Annotated in this window: 22 protein-coding genes; 16 read left to right on the top strand and 6 right to left on the bottom strand. The window is 65.0% G+C overall.

Going from position 1 to position 24,890, the window contains the following annotated elements:
• Positions 1 to 5 precede the first annotated feature (5 nt).
• The 12 genes from AC3WON_RS01540 (at position 6) to AC3WON_RS01485 (ending at position 15,601) form a co-directional block, all read left to right on the top strand.
• Positions 6 to 1,151, top strand: coding sequence for an acyl-CoA dehydrogenase family protein (locus tag AC3WON_RS01540; RefSeq protein WP_492319139.1), 1,146 nt, complete (start codon positions 6 to 8; stop codon positions 1,149 to 1,151).
• Positions 1,152 to 1,256: 105 nt separating this feature from the next.
• Positions 1,257 to 2,264 carry a Bug family tripartite tricarboxylate transporter substrate binding protein gene (locus tag AC3WON_RS01535; RefSeq protein WP_492319140.1) on the top strand — a complete coding sequence of 336 codons (1,008 nt, stop codon included), beginning with the start codon at positions 1,257 to 1,259 and terminating at the stop codon, positions 2,262 to 2,264.
• A 52-nt stretch (positions 2,265 to 2,316) separates the two neighbouring features.
• Positions 2,317 to 3,342 (top strand): porin, encoded by a 1,026-nt coding sequence (locus AC3WON_RS01530; RefSeq protein ID WP_010813380.1) that lies wholly within the window; start codon positions 2,317 to 2,319, stop codon positions 3,340 to 3,342.
• Between the two features lie 455 nt (positions 3,343 to 3,797).
• A complete protein-coding gene (locus AC3WON_RS01525) occupies positions 3,798 to 6,272 on the top strand; it encodes a type VI secretion system Vgr family protein (protein WP_492350953.1) in 2,475 nt (824 codons plus the stop codon).
• Positions 6,273 to 6,280: 8 nt separating this feature from the next.
• A complete protein-coding gene (locus tag AC3WON_RS01520) occupies positions 6,281 to 7,195 on the top strand; it encodes a DUF4123 domain-containing protein (RefSeq protein ID WP_492350952.1) in 915 nt (304 codons plus the stop codon).
• Positions 7,182 to 9,788 (top strand): T6SS effector BTH_I2691 family protein, encoded by a 2,607-nt coding sequence (locus AC3WON_RS01515; protein WP_492350951.1) that lies wholly within the window; start codon positions 7,182 to 7,184, stop codon positions 9,786 to 9,788. The genes AC3WON_RS01520 and AC3WON_RS01515 overlap by 14 nt, the downstream gene beginning before the upstream one ends.
• A gap of 9 nt (positions 9,789 to 9,797) precedes the next feature.
• Entirely contained in the window at positions 9,798 to 10,913 is a 1,116-nt protein-coding gene (locus AC3WON_RS01510) for a DUF6708 domain-containing protein (protein WP_492350950.1), read from the top strand.
• Between the two features lie 142 nt (positions 10,914 to 11,055).
• Complete coding sequence (locus AC3WON_RS01505) at positions 11,056 to 12,162, top strand: DUF6708 domain-containing protein (RefSeq protein ID WP_492350949.1); 1,107 nt, start codon at positions 11,056 to 11,058, stop codon at positions 12,160 to 12,162.
• A 142-nt stretch (positions 12,163 to 12,304) separates the two neighbouring features.
• On the top strand, positions 12,305 to 13,420 hold the full coding sequence (locus AC3WON_RS01500) for a DUF6708 domain-containing protein (RefSeq protein WP_492350948.1): 1,116 nt from the start codon (positions 12,305 to 12,307) through the stop codon (positions 13,418 to 13,420).
• 142 nt (positions 13,421 to 13,562) lie between these two features.
• Entirely contained in the window at positions 13,563 to 14,678 is a 1,116-nt protein-coding gene (locus AC3WON_RS01495) for a DUF6708 domain-containing protein (RefSeq protein WP_492350947.1), read from the top strand.
• On the top strand, positions 14,675 to 15,337 hold the full coding sequence (locus AC3WON_RS01490; RefSeq protein ID WP_492350946.1) for a hypothetical protein: 663 nt from the start codon (positions 14,675 to 14,677) through the stop codon (positions 15,335 to 15,337). Before AC3WON_RS01495 ends, AC3WON_RS01490 begins: the two co-directional genes overlap by 4 nt.
• Positions 15,338 to 15,343: 6 nt before the next feature.
• A complete protein-coding gene (locus AC3WON_RS01485; RefSeq protein WP_025581855.1) occupies positions 15,344 to 15,601 on the top strand; it encodes a PAAR domain-containing protein in 258 nt (85 codons plus the stop codon).
• A gap of 162 nt (positions 15,602 to 15,763) precedes the next feature.
• Here the strand turns inward: AC3WON_RS01485 and AC3WON_RS01480 are convergent, their stop codons facing one another.
• The 4 genes from AC3WON_RS01480 to sorA form a co-directional block, all read right to left on the bottom strand.
• Positions 15,764 to 16,249 (bottom strand): SRPBCC family protein, encoded by a 486-nt coding sequence (locus AC3WON_RS01480; RefSeq protein ID WP_316154268.1) that lies wholly within the window; start codon positions 16,247 to 16,249, stop codon positions 15,764 to 15,766.
• A complete protein-coding gene (locus AC3WON_RS01475) occupies positions 16,239 to 16,625 on the bottom strand; it encodes an ArsR/SmtB family transcription factor (RefSeq protein ID WP_013952497.1) in 387 nt (128 codons plus the stop codon). Before AC3WON_RS01475 ends, AC3WON_RS01480 begins: the two co-directional genes overlap by 11 nt.
• A gap of 100 nt (positions 16,626 to 16,725) precedes the next feature.
• The gene (sorB, locus tag AC3WON_RS01470) at positions 16,726 to 17,385 is read right to left on the bottom strand and encodes a SorB family sulfite dehydrogenase c-type cytochrome subunit (protein ID WP_492350945.1); all 660 of its coding nucleotides are present in this window, start codon (positions 17,383 to 17,385) and stop codon (positions 16,726 to 16,728) included.
• Positions 17,386 to 17,395: 10 nt separating this feature from the next.
• On the bottom strand, positions 17,396 to 18,667 hold the full coding sequence (gene sorA, locus AC3WON_RS01465; RefSeq protein WP_492350944.1) for a SorA family sulfite dehydrogenase catalytic subunit: 1,272 nt from the start codon (positions 18,665 to 18,667) through the stop codon (positions 17,396 to 17,398).
• 301 nt (positions 18,668 to 18,968) lie between these two features.
• Between sorA and AC3WON_RS01460 the strand changes: the two genes are divergently transcribed.
• The 3 genes from AC3WON_RS01460 to AC3WON_RS01450 are packed head-to-tail and all read left to right on the top strand — an operon-like array spanning position 18,969 to position 22,496.
• Positions 18,969 to 20,318 (top strand): uracil-xanthine permease family protein, encoded by a 1,350-nt coding sequence (locus tag AC3WON_RS01460; protein WP_492350943.1) that lies wholly within the window; start codon positions 18,969 to 18,971, stop codon positions 20,316 to 20,318.
• A 19-nt stretch (positions 20,319 to 20,337) separates the two neighbouring features.
• Positions 20,338 to 21,786 carry an amidohydrolase family protein gene (locus tag AC3WON_RS01455; protein WP_492319151.1) on the top strand — a complete coding sequence of 483 codons (1,449 nt, stop codon included), beginning with the start codon at positions 20,338 to 20,340 and terminating at the stop codon, positions 21,784 to 21,786.
• Between the two features lie 2 nt (positions 21,787 to 21,788).
• Entirely contained in the window at positions 21,789 to 22,496 is a 708-nt protein-coding gene (locus AC3WON_RS01450) for a sulfite exporter TauE/SafE family protein (protein ID WP_492319152.1), read from the top strand.
• Here the strand turns inward: AC3WON_RS01450 and AC3WON_RS01445 are convergent.
• Both AC3WON_RS01445 and AC3WON_RS01440 read right to left on the bottom strand, forming a co-directional pair.
• The gene (locus AC3WON_RS01445; protein WP_492350942.1) at positions 22,493 to 23,530 is read right to left on the bottom strand and encodes a LacI family DNA-binding transcriptional regulator; all 1,038 of its coding nucleotides are present in this window, start codon (positions 23,528 to 23,530) and stop codon (positions 22,493 to 22,495) included. The two genes, AC3WON_RS01450 and AC3WON_RS01445, sit on opposite strands and share 4 nt — an antisense overlap.
• A gap of 59 nt (positions 23,531 to 23,589) precedes the next feature.
• The gene (locus AC3WON_RS01440) at positions 23,590 to 24,525 is read right to left on the bottom strand and encodes a LysR family transcriptional regulator (RefSeq protein WP_492319154.1); all 936 of its coding nucleotides are present in this window, start codon (positions 24,523 to 24,525) and stop codon (positions 23,590 to 23,592) included.
• A gap of 156 nt (positions 24,526 to 24,681) precedes the next feature.
• Between AC3WON_RS01440 and AC3WON_RS01435 the strand changes: the two genes are divergently transcribed.
• The gene (locus tag AC3WON_RS01435; RefSeq protein WP_340523470.1) at positions 24,682 to 24,888 is read left to right on the top strand and encodes a DUF3311 domain-containing protein; all 207 of its coding nucleotides are present in this window, start codon (positions 24,682 to 24,684) and stop codon (positions 24,886 to 24,888) included.
• Positions 24,889 to 24,890: the final 2 nt, after the last annotated feature.

Genomic DNA, 24,890 nt, shown 5'->3' with positions numbered 1-24,890 from the left:
AACACATGAGCGATTCAACGGACGATCGCCGCATGCTGCAGGAAAGCGTGCGGCGCTATGTCGAGCGCGGCTACGGCTTCGAGCAGCGCCGCGCGGCGCTGGCCGAGCCCGATGGCTTCTCGCGCAAGCACTGGCAGGCATTTGCCGAAATGGGCTGGCTGGCCGTGGGGCTGCCCGAAGCCTGCGGCGGCCTGGGCGATGCCGCGGACCAGGCCCTGCTGGCCGAGGAACTGGGCCGCGCCCAGCCTGCCGAGCCCTGGTTGGCCAATGCCGCGCTGTGCGCGCCGCTGCTGGCCGCCTGCGGCGATCCCGCCCACGCCGCGATCGCGGCGGCGATGGCCGAGGGTGGCGCGATGCTGGCGCTGGCCGCATGGGAAACGCAGGGACGCTATGACGCTTTCGATATCAGCACCACCGCGCAACAGCATGAGCCGGGGCAATGGACGCTGGACGGCCGCAAGACCCTGGTGCTGGGCGGCGGCAGCGCCGCGGTGCTGCTGGTGCTGGCACGTAGCGGCGGCCAGCGCCGCGACCGCGACGGCCTGACGCTGTTCGCGGTGCCGGCCGACACGCGCGGCATCAGCGTCGATGCGCTGCCGACCTACGACGGCCGCCAGACCGCCAGCGTGACGCTGCGCCGCGCGACCGTGCCGGACAGCGCGCGCATCGGCCCGGTGGACGGCGCCTGGCCGCTGGTGGAAGCCGCCATCGACCAGGCCACGGTGATGGCCTGCGCCGAAGCCGTGGGCACCATGTCGCGCGCGTTCGACCTGACCCGCGACTACCTGGTGACGCGCGAGCAGTTCGGCCGCGCGCTGACGGCCAACCAGGTGATCCGGCACCGGCTGGTGGACCTCTATGTCAGCGTCGAGCAGGCACGCGCCATCACCGAGCTGGCGGCCAACGCCCTGCATGGCGATGCGGTGGCGCGCATGCGCGCGGTATCGCATGCCAAGGCCTTTGTCTCGGATGCCGGGCGCGCGCTCGGCGAAGACGTAGTGCAGCTGCACGGTGCGGTGGGCATGACCGACGAGATGGAAATCGGCCACTGCTACAAGCGCCTGGCAGCCCACGCCAACCTGTTCGGCGATGCCGACTGGCACTACGAACGGCTGGCGGCACTCGATCACGCCGCGCAGGCGCAAGCCTGAGCCGGTTCAGCCAGGGCGCCCGGGCCGGTGCCCGGTGCGCCCACCCATGACACGCCGGCAACGCACCGGCATGCGCGGCCAATGCGCCGCAACGGAGACAGGAATATGAGCAGCCAGCACACTGGCGCCCGCAGGGCTTGTGCCACGCGCATAGCAGCCCTGGCCGCGGCGCTGGCCCTGGCGGGCGCCGCCAGCGCGCACGCCGAGGCCCCATACCCCAGCAAGCCCATCCGCATGGTGCTGCCCTCGGGCGCGGGCACCGTGACCGACCAGACGGCACGGCTGGTGGCCGAGCGCCTGACCGCCGCGCTCAGGCAGCCGGTGGTGGTCGACAACCGCCCCGGCGCCAACGGCATCATCGCCAACGAGACCGTGGCGCGCGCCGCGCCCGACGGCTACACGCTGCTGTTCACCTATGCCGCGACCATGACGGTGAACCCGTGGACCACGCCGTCGCTGCCCTATGACCCGATCAAGGACTTCACCCCCATCGCACGCCCCAGCCAGCCCGGCGGCAACCTGCTCGCGGTCAGCGCCAATGTGCCGGTGCACAGCCTGCAGGAGCTGATTGCCTACGCCAGGTCCAGCAAGACGGAACTGGCGTACTGCTCATGGGGCGTGGGCTCGGGCGGCCACCTGGCCATGGAATACCTGAAGGCCAAGACCGGCATCCACCTGCGCCATATCCCCTACAAGACCGCCACCCAGTGCAGCAACGACCTGGCCGCGGGCCACGTCACCATCGGCATCACCGACGCCATCTCGTCGGTTCCGCACCTGAAGTCCGGCCGCATCCGGGGCATTGCGGTCTCCGGACCGGAGCGCCTGCTGACGGCGCCGGACGTGCCGACCATGTCGCAGCAGGGCGTGCCCTTCCAGCAAGCCAGCTGGGTCGCGATCTTCGGCCCCAGGGGCCTGCCCGCGCCGATCGTCAACCGGCTGAACGCCGAGGTGAACCGCATCCTGCAGACACCGGGCGACCGCGACAAATTCACCGCCATGAACCTGCAGCCTGCCGCGCCGTCGAGCCCGGCCGACCTGGGCAAGCTGGTCAGCGCCGACCTGGCCGCGTGGGGCGAGGTGGTGAAGGTGGCGGGGCTGCAGGCGAAGTAAGGCTGGACCACAACAACAACGGGAGACAGGCAGCGTGAAGGCAAGACAGTGGATGGTGATGGGCGCGGCGCTGGCCGCGGGCAATGCCGTGGCCGGCACGATGCAGTTGTTCGGCGTGGTCGATGCATCGATCGAATACGCCAGGGGCTCGGAAAGCGTGGTGCGCATGCGCGAAGGCCAGCAGGCCGCGTCGCGCTGGGGCATCCGCGGCATCGAGGACCTGGGCGGCGGGCTCAAGGCCAACTTCCTGGTCGAGTCGGGCTTCAACATCGACAACGGCACGGAGTTCTTCGGCAACAACCGGCTGTTCGGGCGGCAGGCCTATCTGGGCCTGTCGGGCAACTGGGGCGAGTTCCGGCTGGGGCGGCAATACACGCCGTCGTTCTATGCGCTGCTGCGGCTGGATCCGTTCCTGCTCAATGGCGCGGTGTCGCCGTTCAACCTGCTGAGCGCGACCGCATCGCAGGGCACCGGGCACGTGGCCTACGGCGCCCGCTTCGACAACGCGGTGCAGTATTTCTCGCCCAAGTGGGGCGGCTTCTCCTTTGGCGCGGCCGTGGCCCCGGGCGAGGTGCCGGGGTCGGCGCGCTCAGGGCTGAACTTCGGCATGAATGCGACCTACGAGGCCGGCAACGTCTACGCGTTCTACTCCTACCAGGGGATGTATTCGGGCGCCAACGTGCCGGTGGAACCGACGCTGACTTCCAACCATTTCGTCGGCGGCTCCTATCGCTTCAAGCCGGTGGAGATCGGCCTGCTGTACAGCGCCGCCAGCAGCGACCGGCCCGAGACCCGCTCGGCACGCCACTACGGCGTGACCTTCAGCTGGAACGTGACGCAGCGCGACACCTTCAAGGCCGCCGCACTCAAGCGCCAGATCCTGGGCGGCGGCCAGCGGCCGCTGGCGGTGACGCTGGGGTGGGACCATGACCTGAGCAAGCGCACCACCGCCTATGTGCGGGCGGTGCTGGTGCATAACAGCCCCGGCGGCAGCGTGAGCAACAACAGCATCGTGATCGATCCGGGCAGCGGGGATGATGCGAAGTCGGTGAGCGTGGGGTTGCGGCATCGGTTTTGAAACGGACTGCTGCCCGTTCATGCGGGGCTGAGGCCAAGCGGCTGAGGCTACGGAGACCCGGGGCGGGCTGCCACCTGTCCCGCGGACGCTCCCCGCAAAGTGGGAGAGGGCGCCAATCTCAAGAACGCATCCCGGGCTGTCGCTCCGTGTCGGGTCATTTTCCTTTGTGCTTACTCTTCACGCTTCACAAGGCGAACGAAATCGCACGGAACGACCCTATAGATCATGGCGAAACGAGATTGATATAGGACATCCCTTAATTTCAATTGGAATTATCATTCAATCGAAAACAATGGCGATATCTGAATAATCCACCTTCCTTCCTCAACGCATAACGGCTACCGTACGCGACGAACGTATCTTCTTGACGGTCATGCAAATGACGAGAAAAGCAAAGCACCGGAACACTGGTGCTTCTGCGGCAAGAGAAAGTTCAACGCTACGGAGTGCTGCACTTGGATAACCGACCGCCGTTCCTTTCCTCCCGCACCGTCACCGTGTCTGGTCCGGCGTTGCCGGAACTCTTCGGACAGTCCCCCTTCACCTTCGTACGCCTGGAGGGCAAGGAAGGCGTCTGCGGCCTGTTCGAATACGACATCGAACTGAAGACGCCGGACAAGGCCTATAACTTCCACGGCCCGGAAGGTAATTTCGACTTGCGCGAGATGAACGGGCGCGAGCTGACCGTCCATATCGAACTCGACGGCATGGGCACGGGGTTGGCGGGACGCATTGGCGCAGGCACTCGCGAGATCAGCGGCATCGTCGATCGCGCCCGCTACCTGCGCGCCGAAGGGCGGCACTTCGTCTACGGACTGACGCTGCGCCCCTGGCTGTGGATTGCCTCCCAGAACAGGAACAGCCGCGTCTTCGAGAACCGCACCGATATCGAGATCATCGAAGAGGTCCTGTCTGCGTACTCCTTTCCGGTTGAGCGCAGGCTCGACGTGGCGAAATACCCCAGGCGGGTCTACCGCACCCAGTGCGACGAGAGCGATTACACCTTCATCGCCCGCCTCATGCAGCACTGGGGAATATCGTGGTTCTTCGAACATTCTGACGGCAAGCACCGCCTGGTTCTGGTCGATCACGTCGGTGGCTATTTCAGCATGCCGAGCGAGGCGTATCAGGTGCTGGAAATCCATCCGCCTGGCGTCAGGGTCGACCAGGAACACCTCGATGCGTTCTCGGTCGTCGATGCCGTGGTCGCAGGCAAGTACACGACCAATGCCTACAGCTTCACCCAGCCGCGCGGCAACCTGAGCGCCAGCAGTTCGGACCCGCGAGACACCGGCCTGAACACTGGCGCGCTGCACCAGGAGGTGTACGACTTCCCCAGCGAGCATGCCCAGCCGGCCACGGACAACCGCCCGTGGGACGAAGGCGACATGATCGCCCGCATCCGCATGGAGGAAATCCGTTCGCGTGGCCTGCGCTGCTTTGGCACCGGCAACCTGCGCGCGGTGGTGCCAGGCTGCACCATGAACGTGAAGGGACACCCCCAGCAGGCGGCCAACCGCGAGTACGTGGTGCTTGGCGCCAGCCTCAGGCTGGAAGACGTGGCCGAGGCCTCCGGCGAGGGCCAGCGCTGGCATTGCCGCGTCGAGTTCGAGTGCCACCCCACCCATGAGGTCTTCCGTCCGGCGCTGAGCATCCCGTGGCCGGTGGTCGCTGGGCCGCAAAGCGCGACCGTGGTCGGGCCGGAAGACCGCCATGTCGTGTGGCCGGATCAGTATGGACGCGTCCGCGTGCAGTTCCCGTGGGACCGCTTCAACAAGATGTCCTGCTGGGTACGCGTGGCGACGCCGTGGGCGGGCTCACAGTACGGCCAGGTCAGCATCCCGCGCATCGGCAGCGAAGTGCTGGTGATGTTCCTGGACGGCGGCGATCCGGACAAGCCCATTGTGATGGGGGCGGTGCCGAACAGCCTCAACATGCCGCCATGGCAGCTGCCGGACCAGCTCGCTCTCACCGGCATTCGCAGCCGCGAGCACGATGGTGGTCGTAGTAACCACCTGGTGCTGGACGACACCAAGGGACAAATCCAGGCGCAGCTCGCATCGGACCACCTGCAGTCGCAGATCAGCATGGGGTACATCACCGGCATTCCTGACGTGCAGGGACGCCGCGACAAGCGTGGTGAGGGGCTGGAGGCGCGCACCGATGGACATGCCGCGCTACGCGCGGCGTTGGGCATGCTGCTAACCACCTACCCGCGTGAACGGGCCGAGGGCAACGCCATGAACGTGGAGGATGTCATCCATGTGTTCATGGAAGCCCTGACCCTGGCGGATTCGCTCGCCCAGAGCGCGGTCAATGCCCAGGCCCAGACCGGGCAGCAGCAGGAGGTTGCCAAGACTTTGCGCAGCCAGGCCGATGCGGTCAAGGGTGGCGGCAAGCTGGGGGAATTCACCGAGCCGCACATCACCGTTGCCAGCCGGGCAGGCATTGCCACCACCGCGCCGGGATCCACGCACGTCTACAGCGGCGAACACATTGCGCTGACCAGCGGCCAGCACCTCTCATTCTCCTGCGGCGGTGGCATGTACGCCACGATCAGCGACCGTTTCTCGCTCTTCGTCCAGCGCGACGGGATCAAGCTGTATTCGGCCAAGGGCAAGGTGGAGGTGCAGGCCCAGTCGGATGGCGTCGATGTGATCGCACAGAAAGTGCTGCGCCTGCTGTCCACAACTGATTGGGTGGAGATCAGCGGCAAGAAAGGCGTTCGGGTCAATGTCGAAGGCAACGAGTTGCGCATCACGCCGGAGGGCATCGAGAACATTTCGACGGGCAAGTGGATTGTGTTCTCGGCCAGCAAGTCGCTCACCGGGCCAAAGAATGCTCCCTATACGATGCCCACCACCAAGATCTGCTCGCACCTGGCCGCGGGAGCGGCGGCATCCGGCGCCGGTGCCGTGCCTCTGCATTGAGGACGAACATGGCCGCACCCATCGGCAACCCATTGACCCAACTGCCCTGGCCGCAGGCCTGGGGCGACGGTTACCTGGTGCTCGATCCGCTAAATCACGATCCCATCCTGGCGGATCTGTCTGCCCTGACGCTACATCAGTGCTTGCCCGCCGGCATCGGCGACAACGCACACCTGATGCCCGCCGTGGTAGAGCTGGCCACCGTGTCGCCGGCAGACCGGCAGATGCTATTGAACGTGGCCCAGGATGAAGCCGCGCGTGGAGATCCGCCCCTCATCTGTGCGTGGCTGCAGAGCGCCGCCCCTGTCCAGGAAGTCAGCAGCCATCTGGCGTCCTGCCTCACCGGCACCGACCATGCCGGCGGACACGCGCTGTGGCGCTTCTACGACCCTCGCGTATTTGCGCACATGACGTGGCTGCTGCGTCCCGTCCAACTCCGTGCGCTCCTTGGCCCGAGCGAGTCGTGGGGCTTCGCCTGGGCGGGCGATTGGTACCAGTTCGCCAGACCGACGCTGGCGGAGGCACCGCCGACGTTGCCGCGACCCTGGTGGCCAGACGCCAGGCAGTGGCCCACCGTCGAGCAAACCGCCGATATTGCGCAGGTCCTGACACGCATTGCCGGGCGCAACAAGCCGTCCCTGGCACAGGCCCGCACAGTGGACCGCGCCTTGCGGCACGCCGACGAAGTGCTGCATCTGACCCTGCCGGCGGATCGCCGTCACTACGCCACACACGTCGCGGCGTTTGGGCAGCCGTTCGAGGACCAACCGAAACTGCAGGCCGCATGGCCCGCCGTGGCCGCAGGCGAAATGACGCTGCGCCAGGCACTGGGATCGCTGTCCAGCGACGACTGGGAACTCATGAAAATCATGGCGCAGCACGCCAGGCAAATCTCATCGGAACGCCACCATGGTCATGTATAACGTTGACAGCACGATGGAATGTTCATCCAAACCGGTGAAGGCGTGCAATTTTTGTCACCATGAACCCGGTTTGGCCGTGCTGCCGGTCCGGTACGCCGTCGTCGGACCCGAGGACAAGAACGGGGCGCCGCCGCTCTCAGGGAACTTCAGGATCGAGAACGCCCCTGCCCAGCTCGGCAGCGGGGTGCAGTACATCCTTCGCACGATGCGCGCCGGCTTCCTGTACGTCTTCCATGAAGCCATGCAAATGTGGGATGCCTATGTGGTCATGAAGGGCGGTCACCTGTGGAAGGTCATACCGGAGAATCCTGGCCCAGCCAAAGTCCCGGAGGCGTTCAATTGCTGTGTCAGTTCGCACCATAGCCTTGAATCCTTGTATTTCACCATTCCCGATCCCGCGCACGCGACGCATGTCTGGTACGCCTATTCGCATGTAGCCTGGACCAAGGCACAACTGGATGACAACAAGCACAAAGTCGATGTGCGTAGGGCGCATATGCAATGCCTCGACGTGGCCGCCTGGATGGGCAACCAGAACCAGCCACACGCCGGCCGCGCGACGGAAATCAACAAGCGCGTGGCATCGTTCGCCATGACGCCCGAAGCGCAACAACAAGCATTCCGGTATCTGAGCGCGACACCGCCCGGAACCATTAACCTGGGCGAGATTGCTCCGATTGGCCCCACAAGCGGTTCGATGCTTGCGGACCGGATGGAGATCGTGTCCCCCGGCAAGGCGATGATGCTGGCGTTCAATGATCCGCTCGCAATCACTGAAGACCTGGGCATCTTGACCAATCCCAAGCTGCACGCTAAGGCAAACAACGGCGTCATCTGGGACAAGGCAACAGATCTGTTCCTGGATACGCTCGAAAAGAACATCCGGGCCAACGCCGAGGCGCAGCACACGAAAGAGGCGGAGGCCGCGGCAGCCGAGGCCGAGCGCATGGCGACCACGCCGGATGGATTTCCGGCTTACGAACTCATGTCGATTCTGTTTAATGGAAAAGCGACGGCTGAGCGATGGAAACGCGAAGACGCTGCGCGCGAAGCCACGCGACTTGCCCGCAAGAAGGCCGCCAGTGACGCCGCCTGGAAACCCTACGAAGACGAACTCACGCCAGGCAAGCGCCACCAGGACCTGAGTCCCAGACTGAAGGCCCTCAACGAGAACGTGCTGGCACCCATTGCGACCTCGCTCGCACAGTGGCTCATGAGTCCTCAGCTTGCTTCCTACATGCAATACCGGCATGACAAGATGGACCTGCCGCACGGCTATGTCTACAACGAATCCCTGACGCGCTGCCTGGAGAACGCGCTCGACACCGTGGAATGCCGTCGGGTCATCCAGCATTGGTTCAACGAGGCGAATCCGGAAAACCACAGCAATCTGCTTGCGCGCGCCCTGTTGCTGGACCACAAGCCCATCATCGACACCATGCCGGACCCGACCGATCAGGGCTATGCCGCCATCTTCGGCATCCTGAGGAGCGGTCTCGACAAGATGGACTCCATGGCAAAGGGCCTCACCCTTCCCGAAGCCCTAGCGAAAATGGGCCTGGTACCGCGCCTGACCTGGATACTGGCCGACCAGATCATTCCGACCCTTGCAAACAGCTTCAGCTCGGCAGCGGCCAGGCTAGCCTTGTACGGGATGAGCCTGCTAGGCGGCGTGCGCCTGATCGCTCCGACGGCCAGCGTCATGCAAATCCGAGCGGTCGTGCTGAACGATCTCTCCACAGTGAATCCGGAGTTGTACAAGCAACTGGACCGCACCCGACGGCGCGAGGATGCTGTGGCACTCGGACGCGCGGCCAAGCGCATGGCTCAAACCGCCAGATTGGTGTGGTTCAAGACAGAGGACCTGGAGCGCATTCCGGAACTGAGCGCCCTCAAGCTGCGTACCGCCAATGACGTGCCTGGGGTGCGGCAAGTCAAGGCGGTCCTGGGTTCACGCTTCGTGAATGTCGGGGCGGTCGCCTGCATCCTGCAGGGACTGGCGCTCTATCACGCCACGCAATCGTTCCGGGCTGCTGGCGAGTTCGACGAACCCGAAAGAGGAGTGAAGCTGGTCGGCGGCCTGGTGTCCATGGCCGGGACCCTTGCAGAGCAGGCTGGAGTCGTGCTGGAGAAGGCGCCGACGCACGCACTAGTCCGGCGCATCATGCGCTCGCCGCCGAAGGCGGAATGGCTGGAAATGGGCAAGAAGCTGGCTGTCAGAGGGCGCTGGATTGGTTTTGCGGGGGCAGCAGTTGGAGTGGGATGGGATGCGTACCATGCCTACGACGAATTTGGAAAAGGTCATCGATGGCTGTTTGCTCTCTACCTGACTTCAGCCGTATCTGGTGGCGCTGCCTCAGTTCTACCCCTGGCATCTGAAGAATTTTTGGTCTTTTTGGTTGGCGTACCGAGCTGGCCGTTTCTCGTTGTGCTGCTCGCCGTCAATGTAGGCATCCTACTCCTGGACGATCCCGCCACTCTCAAGTGGACCAAGCGCTGCCGCTTCGGCAAAGCGCCTGCCAGCGAGCGCTACAGCAGCCTGGAGGCGGAATCGTTTGAATTTGTGCAATTGGGGCTCAAGGACCTCAAGTAGAGGGGATCGATGAATTTCCCGACCAAAGATGAGCGTACGCCGTTCTATTTTCGGCAACAGGGCAAACCGCTGGGAGCGTGGGAGTTGGAACACAGGCTGTCCATTGTCCGCCCCGCCGGCGAGCACGTAATAGAGAGCGGTAACATCTACAGCATCAATTCGACCTGCCTGGAGATCACCGATGAGTCGCAGACTCGTATGCAGAACGTCGGGATGCTTTGGATAATCTGCTCGGCACTCACCGCGCTATTTCTCTTTTTTGGTGTGCTCGCAGCTACGAGTCCATTCAGAGACTCTGGCGAAATGATGGTGAAGAGCGGGTACTGGTCTGGCACGATTATTGGCGCATTGATTGCCTTCGCCGCAGCAGGCTTCTTCGGTCTGCTTGCCTTCGATCCGATGCGACGCAACATGTTCACGCTGAAGCGCCGCCCCATCCGCCTGAACCGGAAGACCCGTCGTATCTATGCCATTCGCACCAAGGACCCGGGCGGCATCTGGGAAGTGCCATGGAACCATGACGAATTCTTCTGTGTGGGCCATCGGCGCATGGGCGGTTTGTCACGCGCCTACGACATGTACGACATCCGCCATTACCAGCTCGACGCGAGTGGCAACGTTGTCCGGGCGTTCGTGCTCGGCCAGTTCGTCTTCACCCTGGAAGAAGCCTACGCCCAGTGGGAATACTACCGCCGCTACATGCAGGATGGGCCAACTGAACTGCCCGAGCCTTATCGCTTCTGGGCGCCGCGGGAGACGTTTTGGGAAGGCTACAAGATCTGCAGAGGGGGTAAATTCTCCGGAGCGTTCTTCACCTTGACCGATGTCATTTTTGCACCGTTCGCATTGCTGGATGCGATCGCCCGCTGGCTCGTGCTTGTCACGTGCAGTGATCCGGCGTGGCCGCCGGAGATCGAGGCGGCGTGCAAGCCCATGCCCAATGACCCGTACGCGCGCCCGTACGCCGACGACTACATCGGCGTGCCGAGCGGCCCGGATGCCAGGCCTTCCCGCGAGGATCTGGCACGAGTGCTCGACCAGCAGCAGGAGCGACGCAAGGCCGGCGCGCTGACCCGCGCGGAAGCGGAAGCCCTGCTTCGAAGCATTACAGAACCGACCACATGACCACCACTTCGAGCCATCAACATCGGCATTCTGCTCCTCGACGGTCCCGCCACTCTACCGTGGACCAAGCGCTGCCGCTTCAGAAAAGTACCTGCCAGCGAGCGCTACTGCAGCCTGGAGGCGGAATCGTGGGGAGGATTCAATGAAGTTCCCGACCAAAGATGAGCGCACGCCCTTCTATTTCCGGCAACAGGGTAAACCGCTGGGAGCGTGGGAGCGGGAACATCGGCTTTTGATTGATCAGCCTGCCAGTGAGCACGTACTGGAAAGTGGCAATGTCTATCATATCGATTCAACCTGCCTAGAGATCACTGACGAATCACAGATCCGAATGCAGAACGTCGGGATGCTCTGGCTAATATGTTCGGCGTTTGCTCTTCTCTCGCTCGCTGGAGCAGTCTTCTATGCACATCTTCCGTTCCAGTACACGTCGGAAGTCATGGCGAGAAAGGGGAATTGGTTTGGCGTAATTGTTGGCGTGATCCTCTGCTGTGTTGCTGCTGGCTTCTTTGGCCTGTTGGCCTTCGATCCGATGCGGCGCAACATGTTCACATTGAAGAGCCGCCCCATCCGCCTGAACCGGAAGACCCGCCGCATCTATGCCATCCGCACCAAGGACCCGAACGGCATCTGGGAAGTGCCTTGGAGCCATGACGAATTCTTCTGTGTGGGCCATCGGCGCATGGGCGGTTTGTCACGCGCCTACGACATGTACGACATCCGCCATTACCAGCTCGACGCGAGTGGCAACGTTGTCCGGGCGTTCGTGCTCGGCCAGTTCGTCTTCACCCTGGAAGAAGCCTACGCCCAGTGGGAATACTACCGCCGCTACATGCAGGATGGGCCAACTGAACTGCCCGAGCCTTATCGCTTCTGGGCGCCGCGGGAGACGTTTTGGGAAGGCTACAAGATCTGCAGAGGGGGCAAATTCTCCGGAGCGTTCTTCACCTTGACCGATGTCATTTTTGCACCGTTCGCATTGCTGGATGCGATCGCCCGCTGGCTCGTGCTTGTCACGTGCAGTGATCCGGCGTGGCCGCCGGAGATCGAGGCGGCGTGCAAGCCCATGCCCAATGACCCGTACGCCCGCCCGTACGCCGACGACTACATCGGCGTGCCGAGCGGCCCGGATGCCAGGCCTTCCCGCGAGGATCTGGCGCGCCAGCAGCATGAGCGACGCAACGCCGACGCGCTGACTCGGGAGGAAGCTGAGGCCCTGCTTCGAAACACTACAGAACAGACCACATGACCACCCACTTCGAGACATTAACATCGCCATTCTGCTCTTGGACGGTCCCGCCACTCTGCCGTGGACCAAGCGCTGCCGCTTCAGCAAAGTACCTGCCAGCGAGCGCTACAGCAGCCTGGAGGCGGAATCGTGGGGAGGATCAATGAAGTTCCCGACCAAAGATGAGCGAACGCCGTTCTATTTTCGGCAACAGGGCAAAACGCTGGGAGCGTGGGAGTTGGAACACAGGCTGTCCATTGTCCGCCGCGCCAGCGAGCACGTGCTGGAGAGCGGCAACGTCTACCGCGTCAATTCGACCTGCCTGGAAATCACTGACGAGTCGCAGAGTCGGCTACAACTGGTGGGAATGGCATGCATTATCTTTTCCGTTGGAACAATTCTAGCCTTAGTAGGAGCGCTATTCTTTGCTTCGGTGCCATTCCGAGAGACAGCGGAAGTCATGGCCCGGAAGGGTAATTGGGCCGGCGTGATTCTCGGTACAACCGTCGGGATCGCCGGGACATGCTTATTCGGCCTGCTTGCCTTCGATCCGATGCGACGCAACATGTTCACGCTGAAGCGCCGCCCCATCCGCCTGAACCGAAAGACCCGTCGCATCTATGCCATTCGCACCAAGGACCCGGATGGCATCTGGGAAGTGCCCTGGAGCCATGACGAATTCTTCTGTGTGGGCCATCGGCGCATGGGCGGCTTGTCACGCGCCTACGACATGTACGATATCCGCCACTATCAACTCGATGGCAACGGGAACGTTATCCGGGCGTTCGTGCTCGGCCAGTTCGTCTTCACTCTGGAAGAAGCCTACGCGCAGTGGGAGTACTACCGCCGCTACATGCAGGGTGGGCCAGCTGAACTGCCCGAGCCTTATCGCTTCTGGGCGCCGCGGGAAACGTTTTGGGAAGGCTACAAAATTTGCAGAGGGGGCAAATTCTCCGGAGCCTTCTTCACCTTAACCGACGTAATGTTTGCACCGTTCGCATTGCTGGATGCGATCGCCCGCTGGCTCGTGCTCGTCACGTGCAGTGATCCCATGTGGCCGCAGGACATCGAGGCGGCGTGCAAGCCCTTGCCCAATGACCCGTACGCCCGCCCGTATGCCGACGACTACATCGGCGTGCCGAGCGGCCCTGATGCCAGGCCTTCCCACGAGGATCTAGCGCGAATGTTGGACCAGCAGCATGAGCGACGCAACGCTGGCGCGCTGACCCGCGAGGAAGCGAAAGCCCTGCTTCGAAGCACTACAGAACAGACCACATGACCATCCACTTCGAGACATCAACATCGGCATTCTGCTCTTGGATGGTCCCGCCACTCTACCGTGGACCAAGCGCTGCCGCTTCAGAAAAGTGCCTGCCAGCGAGCGCTACAGCAGCCTGGAGGCGGAATCGTGGGGAGGATCAATGAAGTTCCCGACCAAAGATGAGCGTACGCCGTTCTATTTTCGCCAACAGGGCAAACCGCTAGGCAAGTGGGAGCAAGAACACCGGCTCTATGTCGACCAGCCTGCCAGCGAGCATGTGCTGGAGAGCGGCAATGTCTACCGCATTGATTCGACCTGCCTGGAGATCACCGATGAGTCGCAGACTCGGATGCAGAACGTTGGGCTGCTTTGGATTATCTGTTTAGCATTTGCGTCGTTTTCTCTCTTTTACGGATTATTGCTTGCAACAAGCCCATTCAGAGACCCTGAGGAAATGATGGCGAAGAACGGGTATTGGTTCGGTACGATCGTTGGGATAGTACTTGGCTTTAGTTCTGCAGGCTTCTTCGGCCTGCTTGCCTTCGATCCGATGCGACGCAACATGTTCACCCTGAAGCGCCGCCCCATCCGCCTGAACCGGAAGACCCGTTGCATCTATGCCATTCGCACCAAGGACCCGGATGGCATCTGGGAAGTGCCATGGAACCATGACGAATTCTTCTGTGTGGGCCATCGGCGCATGGGCGGCTTGTCACGCGCCTACGACATGTACGACATCCGCCATTACCAGCTCGACGCGAGTGGCAACGTCGTCCGCGCATTCGTGCTCGGCCAGTTCGTCTTCACCCTGGAAGAAGCCTACGCGCAGTGGGAATACTACCGCCGCTACATGCAGGACGGGCCGGCTGGGCTGCCCGAGCCTTATCGCTTCTGGGCACCGCGGGAAACGTTTTGGGAAGGCTACAAGATCTGCAGAGGGGGTAAATTCTCCGGAGCATTCTTCACCTTGACCGACGTCATTTTTGCACCGTTCGCATTGCTGGATGCGATTGCCCGCTGGCTCGTGCTCGTCACGTGCAGTGATCCCGTATGGCCGCCGGAGATCGAGGCGGCGTGCAAGCCCGTGCCCAATGACCCATACGCCCGCCCGTATGCCGACGACTACATCGGCGTGCCGAGCGGCCCGGATGCCAGGCCTTCCCGCGAGGATCTGGCGCGAATGCTTGACCAGCAGCAGGAGCGACGCAAGGCTGGCGCGCTGACTCGCGAGGAAGCGGAAGCCCTGCTTCGAAACACCACAGGACAGGCCACATGACAACCACTTCGCCGCTACCAGCGCCTCATGTCATCTTGATCGAGCAACCTTCCAATGTACCGGGCAAGCGCGGAATGGAAGGCTTCTGGGGCATGCGCTACGGGAACAAGACGGTCCTGACTGCCTACCTGTCGCCGATTGACCTGCTGTTGGACTCAATGCGGGGCAGTGCTCCCAATCAAGCCTTCAAGTTTCCATCCCTTGACCGGCTGCCCGCAACCCGCGTGAAGCAAACCTTCCCGACCGGCGTGGAGTTGGACATTGCCTGCGGCTTTCTCGCCCGCGACGGACAGCTCCTGCTCAGCCCAAGCGGCAAGTGGCGGCGCAACGTCTTGGTGCATGACGTGCGCGCGCCATTGCGGATGGGAAATCTTTTGCCTGAATACACCACCGATGCGCGACGCGCGATCAGCCGTCTCTTTGAGAGCGCAGGTCTCTTTGCCTGGCAGGACACACTGCTGTCGCTAGCCAGGATCTGGAAGGGCGACCGCATGAAGCACGCGATAGACAGTGCCCTGGCAACCGCAAGTACGGTAGTGCACTCAGCTGGTCAGGTCGTGAACCAGGTCGCCGTATTCGATCCGGAGGCGGAATTATGGCATTTTGTCCCTTGCCAGACGATGGACGATGTGCCGGAGAACAATCACCCACATGGATAAGCACAAATGGACAAGAGCATGATCAAGGTCGGCGACATGCATTCGCATGGCGGCCCTGTCAAATCCGGGTCACCCGGGAGCCTGCTCGACGGCAAGCCCATTGCCCGACTCGGGGACCTCGTGGACTGCCCCCTGCACGGTGTCAACGAAATCGTAGAAGCCAGCTCGGGCATGGATGTCGATGGGCAACCCGCGGCGTTACACGGGGATCGCACGCGATGCGGGGCCACGCTGATTGGCGGCGACAGCGCCACGGTAGGGTGACGTTGATTCGGAGCGTCTCCGCCAGACGACACGCTGCTTAAATCAGCCTTTCCTTGAGGCCATTCTATTTGAGACCTTCACCTCACCACGCAGACCGGCGAAATATCAAGGAAGTCGCGCCGGCACGGTGTCCCGTGCCGGCGCCATTCACTTGCCGCAGCCTTACTTCAACTGCTGCGCAAACGCATCCAGCTGCGTAATGCAGATGCCCCAGCCTTCATAGAACCCCAGCTCCTCATGCTGCTTGCGCGTGGCCTCGTCCGGATGCATCACGCGCGCAATGTAGCGGGTGCCGTCACCCTCGTCGGCCATGGTGATGACCGCGGTCATCGACAGCCACGGCTTGTTGGGCCGGTACCCGGCCACCAGGGCCGAGGTGGAGACGATCTTCTCCATCGGCACGATCTCGAGGAAGCATCCCGGGTTGTCGCTGACGCCGCCGTCCGGGCCTTTCATGAGCGTATGGAAGGCCCCGCCGGGGCGCATGTCGAAGGCCAGGACCTCGGTGGTCCAGGGTTTGGGGCACCACCATTCCTTGAGCAGCTTGGGATCGCTCCATGCACGCCAGACCTTGGCGCGCGGGGCCTTGAGCAGGCGCGAGATGACCAGGTCCTGGCTTTCAGGGCTGGCGGCGTTTTCATTCGGCATCTGACTGTTCCTCCTGATGAAGGGCTTCGACAAAGGCGGCCAGGCGGTCGGTACGGGCCTCCCACATGGCGCGCTGGTCGGCCAGCCATTGCTGCGCGTCTGACAGCGGTTGCGGTACCAGTTCGCAAGTGCGCACGCGCCCCGTCTTGCGCGAGCGGATCAGGCCGCTGCGCTCCAGCACCTGCAGGTGCTTCATGAACGAGGGCAGTGCCATCGTGAACGGTGCCGCCAGCGCCGAGACCGTTTCCGGCCCGCGGCCGAGCACGCTGACGATGGCGCGGCGGGTCGGGTCCGCCAGCGCGTAGAACACGTCGGAAAGCGGGGAAATATCGACAGCCTGGGACACGTCAGCAAACTCGGCACAATGGTTAGCCATGCGGCTAAGTATAAGGAGGTAACCGGAAACTGCAAGCGCAAAATGCAAGACGCCCCGGCATCAGCCGGGGCGCCTTGTGATCGGCGAAGCGGGGCGGAGGCTATTGCTGCCGCACGTACGCCGCCAACGCCTTGACCTCATCCGCCTTCAAGCCGGCAAACGGCGGCATCGGCACCGATCCCCATTTGCCGCTGCTGCCGCCGCGGATGCTGGCTTCCAGCTTGGCCTGTGCCTGCGCATCGCCCTTGTAGCGGGTGGCGACTTCGTGATAAGCCGGGCCGACCACCTTCTGCGTCACGCTGTGGCAGCTCAGGCAGGCGTTCCTGGCCAGCAGGCCCTGCACGTCCACCGCGGCGGCAGGCGCCGAGGCGGCCGCGGGTGCGGCCGGCGCGGGCTTGCCTGCCTTCTGCGCGATCGCCACGATCTCCGGGTCCTTGATCTTGGCGGAGCCGTAGGCCACCGCGAGGTAGGCGCCGAGCTGCTCGACCTCGCCATCGTCGATCGGCGCACCATAGGCCTGCTGCATTTTCTTCATCTCGGCGGTCCACTGCGTCAGGCTCAGGCCGGGCGGCTGGTAGGAGACGTAGTCGGCCGAATGGCAGATCGCGCATTTCTGCATGGCGATGCCGTAGCCGGGCAACTTGGCGGGTTTGAGCTTGACGTTCTCCGCCGGCAGCTTGATGTCCTGGGGTGCCGCGGACGCGCTGCCCGCGCCCAGCAGGGCGAGCGCGAGCAGCACTGGGGTGATGGATCGATGCATGGTGCGCTCCTCAGGCAATGGTGACCGGCGTGGATTCAATGACGTTGCGGCGATAGCCGGCCGGGTTCCAGTTGGCCTTGGCCGGCTGCACCTCGCCCTGGACGCTGGTGGCGCGCACCATCAGCACCGCCGGGCCCTTGCGCGCGAACTTCACCGGCAGTTGCCAGGCGCGGAACGAGAAGCGCCCCAGGTCCTGGCCCAGCGTCGCGGCCTGCCAGCTCTGCCCGCCGTCCACCGAGACCTCGACGCCGCGGATGCCGGAGCCGCCATCGAAGGCAATGCCTTTCAGCTCCACCGTGCGCCCGGCGGGCAGCACGCCGCCCGTGCCCACGCTGGTGATGAAGCTGCGCACCGCCAGCGTCGAGATCGGTCGCGTCTTGCTGGCGGGGGTGCCCGGCGCCACGCATTGGCAGTCGTTATCCGGTACGCGATAGCCCTTGGTCATGAAGAACGCATCATGGCCTTCGAACGGGTGGTCCAGCACCTCGATCTCGGACAGGTGCTTGATCCAGTAGGTGCCGAAGTAACCCGGCACCACCAGCTTGACGGGGTAGCCGTTGAGCAGCGGCAGGTCTTCGCCGTTCATGCCCCAGGCCAGCATCGGCTCGCCGTTCATCGCATGGGCGATATCGAGCGACTTGCGGAAGTCCGGGGTGCTCGGCAGCACCGGCGTATCCATCCCGTTGAACGTGACCACTTTGGCGCCGGCCTTGACGCCCGCGTGCTCCAGCACCTTGCGCAGCGGCACGCCGGTCCAGCGCGCATTGCCCATCGCGCCGTTGGCCAGTTGCGCGCCGAACACACGTGGCTCGGAGAAACCGCGGCTGTTGCCTGAACACTGGTTCACGGCGACGATGTCCACTGGGTCGGCCAGCCGCTTCAGTTCATCGAGCGACAGCTTCAGCGGCTTGCTGACGTGGCCGCCTACGGTCAGGCGGAAGGTGGCGAGATCCACCGACAGCGGAATGTTGGCCAGGTGGTAGCGCACGAAGAAGGCGTCGTTGGCGGTGATCGGCCCCTCGTTGAACGCGGAGAAGGGCGTCTCAAGGTGTGGCGGCCGGGTGCTGACGCGCACCAGCGGGCGCTTGTCCGGATAGCGCACCAGCGGGCGGGGGCCGTCGGCCAGCGTGACGCCGTCGCTGATGCGCGCGGCCTGGGCGGCCAGCGCGCCGAGCGGCGAGGCGCCGAGGGCGAGCAGGCCCGCGCCCTGGACGATGCGGCGCCGGGCCGGCACCGGCTGGGCGGGGGCGGCAGATTCCGCCGGACTGTTCTTGTCTCGCATGGGGCGTCTCCTTCAGGGGCTTGTTGTGTCGCGCAAGGCGCTATGGCGGGTACTTTGAGGCCGCGGCATCAACTTGTGAAACGTGTTTTGCTGCTAGCACTTATCGATTGAATCGATATAAGGGAAGACCACGGGCGCTCCGCCGAGAAACCGCTTGCATCGCGAATTCCATTTCCCTACACTTACCAAAACGTTTTTGTTAGCGGAAATCGATAATATCTGAGGCGAATTGCGCACAGACGCAGCAAGTGGCTTGCGAGCCACCGGCACAAACGCCCACACACCAAACGAGGAGCAAAGCATGTCCCACCCCGCCCCCGCGCCGGTGGATGAACGGCTGCCATGGCGGCGCCTGTTTGTCTTCGGGCTTCAACACGTACTGGTCATGGCAGCGTCGCCGATCGCGTCCGTCTTCCTGATGAGCAAGGCGCTGAACTTCCCGCCCGCGCTGGCGGTGCAGCTGCTGAGCGCCACCTTTGTGATCTGCGGCCTCGGCACGCTGTTGCAGTCGCTGGGCAAGCGCGGCATCGGTGCCCGGCTGCCGTTCGTGATGCTGCCCGGCGGCGCCCCGATCGTGCTGTTTATCCTGATCGCGCAGCAGACCGACGTGCAGACCGCTGCCGGCGCGGTGATCCTGACCGGCGTGTTCTACTTCTGCGTGCTGCCGGTGTTCCGGCGCTGTCTGCGCTATTTCCCGCCGGTGGTGGTGGGGACGATGCTGCTGCTGGTGGCGATCAACCTGGCGCAGGTATCGGGCAAGCTGGTTGCCGGCCACCCGGCCGCGGGCAGCACGGTGGACCCGCTCAACCTGCTGCTGGCGTTCGCCACCATTGCCTGCACCGTGGCGGCATCGCGCCTGCTGTCGGGCATGCTGGCGCAACTGGCGATCCTGCTCGGCCTGCTAGGCGGTGCGCTGGTGGCCGGGCTGGCCGGCGCGTTCCAGTTTGGCCATGTGTCGATGTCGCCGGTGTTCGCGTTGCCCACGCCGTTCCCGTTCGGGTGGCCGCATTTCGATGTGGTGGCGGCGATTCCGCTGATGGTGTTTGCCGTGATCTCGATGGTGGAGGCCACCGGCCAGACGCTGGCGATCAGCGATGCCGTGGGCCGGCCGGTGGACCAGCAGCGCGACGTGCCGCGCACCATCCGCGCCGATGCGCTGACTTCGCTGCTGGGCGGGATGTTCGGCACCTCGCTGATCATCACCAGCGGCGAGAACATCGGCATCGTGCGTGCCACCGGCGTGCGCTCGCGCTTCGTCACGGCGATGTCGGGCGCGATCCTGGTGGCGTTCGGGCTGCTGGTGCCGGTGTCGTCGCTGATCAGCGCCATCCCCGAGGCCGTGGTCGGCGGCACCGGGCTGGTGGTGTTCTGCATCGTCGGCACCATGGGCATCGACATGCTGCGCAAGGTGGACCTGCGCGACCACGCCAATATGTACGTGGTGGCCGTGGCGCTGGCCGTGGGCCTGCTGCCGATCCTGGTGCCCGGCATCTATGGCGGCCTGCCGGGCAACGTGCGCATCCTGGTGGGCAATGGCGTGGCGATGGGTGCCATTACCGCGGCGCTGCTCAACTTCCTGTTTTTCCATACGGGCCTGCGGGCCGCGGCAGCGGGTGCGGTTGCCCGCGACGATGCCGCCGCCACGCATTGACCCGGCTTCCTGAATTGCAATGACTGATCGTTCTGACTCGACGCCGGCCTGGCCCGGCGATACCAACCCGGCCCTGGTGCCGGACAGCTTCAGGCAGCCGCGCATCCTGCTGCCGGAATGGACCCTGCTGCGCCAGGGCGCGGTACGCGGCCACGCGGTGGTGGTTGAGGGCGGCCGCTTCACGGCAGTGGGCACGGCCGCGGAAGTCGCCGCGCGCTTCCCCGAGCTGGAGACCCTGCCGCTGCCGCGCATGCTGCTGATGCCCGGCATGATCGACACGCACCACCACCTGACGCAGTCGTTCGGCAAGTCGCTGGTGTTCGGCGAGCCGTCGGAGATCTTCCGGCGCGTGTGGGTGCCGCTGGAAGGCAGCCTGAAGGCGGAGCACCTGTACCTGTCGTCCAAGCTGGCGGCGCTGGAAGCGCTGCGCGGCGGCTTCACCACCGTGGTCGATGCCGGCACGCGCAGCGACGCCGGGCTGGATGCGGTCGCGCGCGCGGTCACCGATGCCGGCGTGCGCTGCGTGCTGGGCCTGATCTGCAACGACAAGCCCGGCGCCGAAACGCTCGACGCCGCGCCGATCCTGCGCCGCGCCGCCGCCCACCTGGACAAGTACGCCAGCGATCCGCTGGTGGCCCCGTCGCTGGCGATCTCGATTCCCGAGGTGGCCTCCGACGCGATGCTGCACCACGTCTACCAGTTGTGCGCCGAGTCCGGCCGCATCTTCCAGACCCATGCCAACGAGCACCTGGTGGCGGTGGAGCGCTCGCTCAACGCCTGCGGGCGCCGTCCGATCGAACATCTCGCTGCGGTCGGCGCACTGGGCCCGGCGGCGCTGCTGGCGCATGCCACGCTGGTGACGCCGCATGAGATCCGCTTGCTGGCCGACACCGGCACCGCGGTGGCCTACAACCCCGTGGCCAGCGCCTGGAAGGGCAACGCCGTGGCGCCGGCTGAAACCATGGCCACCTTCGGCGTGCGCCTGGGCCTGGGCACCGATGGCACCCGCAGCGATGGCTTCCGCCTGCTGGACTATGCCGAGGCCGCCCAGCGCTTCGCCTTCGGCATCGGCGTGGGCGATTCCTCCTGCGGCGCGGGCTGGCGCTGGGTCGACATGGCCACGCACGACGCGGCCGATGTGGCGGGTCTCGGTGCGCTCACCGGCGAGATCGCCGCGGGCAAGCGCGCCGACTTCCTGCTGGTCGACCTGGACGTGCCTGAGCTGACGCCGTCCTGGGACCTGACCTGGGAACTGGTGCGCCTGGCCAACCGCGACCAGATCCGCGCGGTCTTTGTCGATGGCAGCCTGCGCCTGTGGCAGGGCTGGCCCACGGACTGGGATGCACGCGCGCTGATGCGGGCGATCCACGCCATGGCCGAGGACACCGTCGCCCATGCCCCGATCCGCAAGCTGCACGATGCCGCGGACGTGCACCGCGCGCGCCAGGCTGGCACGGAGGCATCCTGACCATGGACATGACGTTGTTCAGCGTCGGCGTGGCGGTCTTTACCGGCGCGCTGGTCCAGGGTGCGACCGGCATGGGCTTCGCGCTGATCGTGGTGCCGGTGCTGGCGCTGGCCGCGCCGGCAATGCTGCCGGGCGCGCTGCTGCTGGCGATGCTGCCGCTCAATGCCTACGTGGCCTGGCGCGAACGCCATGCCATCGACCTGCGCGGCGCAGGCTGGATCAGCGCCGGGCGGCTGGCCGGCACCTTCGGCGGGCTGTGGGTGCTGGTGGCGATGCCGATGGCATGGCTCAACGCGCTGGTCGGCGGCAGCACCATTGCCGCAGCGGTGGTGTCATTGCTGGCGCCGGCCTTTACACCGGGGCGGCTGACCTTTGCCTCGACCGGCCTGATCACCGGCGTGACCGAGACCGCAACCGGTGTCGGCGGCCCGCCGTTGGCGCTGGCCTACCAGCATGCGCCGGTCGCGACGCTGCGCGCCACCGTGGCGCTGTGCTTCCTGGTCGGTGAAGCGATCTCGCTGGTGGTGCTGGCGTTGAGCGACCGGCTCGGCATGGAGCAGGTGCTCTATGCCATCGGGCTGCTGCCGGTGCTGATGGTCGGAATGGTGGCCAGCCACCTGGTGCACAAGCGCATCAACCAGCGCATGCTGCGCATCGGCGTGCTGGTATTTGCGCTGGTCTCCGGTGCCGTGGTGCTGCTGCGCGGCTAGCTGCCCGGCGTGGACGATGCCCGCACCACCAGTTCCGGCGCGGGCCCGGTGATCACGTCGCGGCTGCGGTCGCCGGAAAGATGTGCGAACAGCAGCTCCACTGCCAGCGATGCCACGCGCTCCAGGTGCAGGTTGACCGCGGTGATCGGCGGCTGCGCGCTGCGGGCGCGGATGCCGTCATAGCGCGTCACCACCAGCACATCGTCGGGCACGCGCTTGCCCAGCCCTTGCAGGTGGGCCATGGCGCCCACCGCAAACGCATCCACCGGCGCGCACAGCGCGTCGAGCGCCGGCATCTGCGCCAGCAATTGCGCGCAGGCGTCGGCGCCCGCGGCTTCGCCGTGTTCCTCGGCTGCCTTGACGATATGGCAGGGCAAGCCCATTGACTGCGTGAACTCGCGGTAAGCGCGTTCGGTTTCCACATACGACTGGCGCGGCGCCGCGCCGATCATCAGGCCGATATGCCGGCGCCCGTGCCCGTGCAAGTGCGCCAGCAGCAGGCGGGCGGTGTCGGCCGATTGCAGGTCGACGCAAGGCACCGGCGTGTCGGTCAGCGGCTCGCGCCCGATCGACACGATGCTGACGCCGCGCTCGCGCAGCCGCGCGATATGCGGGTCGCCCGCGATCGGCTCGATCACGATCGCGCCGTCGATATCCAATGTATCGAGCAGGCCCCCGGCGCCTTCCAGCGGCGGCACCAGCACCACGCCCAGGCCGCGCCCCATTGCCGCCTCGGCGGCAATCGCCGCCACCTCCATCATGAAGCCGAGCCGCGACGTGCCGCCCGCCACCGCGAACGGCATCGACGACAACAGGGCGATGCAGTTGGCACGGCCCGATTGCAGCCGCTGCGCGCGCACGCTGGGCCGGTAGCCCAGCTCGGCGGCAACGCGCTTGACGCGCGCACGCGTGGCCGGGTCCAGCACGCCGCGGTCGTTCAGCGCGTGCGACACCGTGGTCAGCGACACGCCGGCGGCGCGGGCGACGTCATGGATGGTGATGCGGCGAGGGCGGTCTGGCGTGGATTCGGTCATGCGGGACACGGGCGATGGTTCAGGGCGGAGCATACAACAGCGCGCGGCAAGGGGCAGGTTCAGCGGCGCGCGTTGGCAGCGCCAGCTTCGGACGACAGCGCTTTCCAGTGTTCGCGCGTGAACCGATAGAGCACCTCCAGCGCCGGCGACAGCGAGCGCGCCGCCATGCGCGCAATGCCATAGCGGCCGCAGCGGCGCGGATCGGGCGGCATCGGTACTTCGGCCATCAGCCCCGCGGCGCGCTCCTGGCGCGTGATCGACAGCACGCCGAACAGCAGCGTATCGCTGGCCAGCGTCACGCTGCGCAGCATGTCGAGGTTGTCGCAATGCAGGGTGAAGAGCTTGTCCGGCGCGGCGCCCGGCCCCCATAGCTCTGCCAGTTGCCGGCTGATGACGGTGCTGAGCGTGGTGGTTGCTACCGGGTAGGCGCGGATGGTCTCGATATCGATGCGGCGCTTGCGCAGGATCGGATGCCCGGCGCGGCATACCAGGCCTGCGGGTAGCTCACCCAATGGCTCCACGTCGATGTCGTCGGCCGCGCGCAGCACATAGGCATCGCCGACGATGGCGTCGATGGTCTCGTTGCGCAGTGCCTCCAGCAGGGCACTGGTGGCGCCGGTCTCGGTGCGCACCTTGATGCGCGGGTGGGCCTGCGCCATGTGGATCAGGAACGGCGTCAGCAGCAGCGCCGCCGGCGCGGGCGCCACGCCAATGGTCAGCGAGCCTTCCTCGCCGCCGCGCAGCAGGTCCAGGTCGCGCCGCAGCTGGCGCTCTTCCAGCCGCATGCGGCGCGCGCGGTCGGCCACCAGTTCGCCGAACACGGTCAGGCGCGCGCGCCGCGCGCCGCGGTCGAACAGTGGCGCCTTGAGTTCGTCTTCCAGCGCGCGGATGCTGCGGCTCAGCGCCGGCTGGGTCAGGTGCATGGCACGGGCCGCTTCGGAGAACGTGCCGTGCTCGACCACGGCGAGCAGGTGCAGAAGTTTCTGTGTGTCCATGCGGAAAACCATGCGCATTGGTTATGGGATCGGTTCAACATTTGCATTTGAATCATACCTCGCCCCTTCCTATGATGAGCGGAACACAAGAGCGGGCCGGTGACAGCACACACGGCGCCCCGCCATCCACCGTCCATCGGAAATCGGAGAGACATCATGCTCAAGCTGTTTATCGGCCTAGGCCTGCCGTTTATCGGCGTCATCGGAATGCTGCCCTGGGTGGCGACGGTCGAGCGCTTCGTGCTCGGCGTGCCCTTTATCTACGCCTGGATCTTTGCCTGGTTCGTGCTGACCTCCGGCTGCATGCTGGCGTGCTGGCTGCTGTTCGACCGCCACGCCGCCGACGCGGCGCATGAAGCCTGAAG

Source organism: Cupriavidus sp. FW305-46, assembly GCF_058787075.1.
The sequence above is the reverse complement of the archived record's forward strand: the minus strand, read 5'-3'. Positions and strand labels throughout refer to the sequence as shown.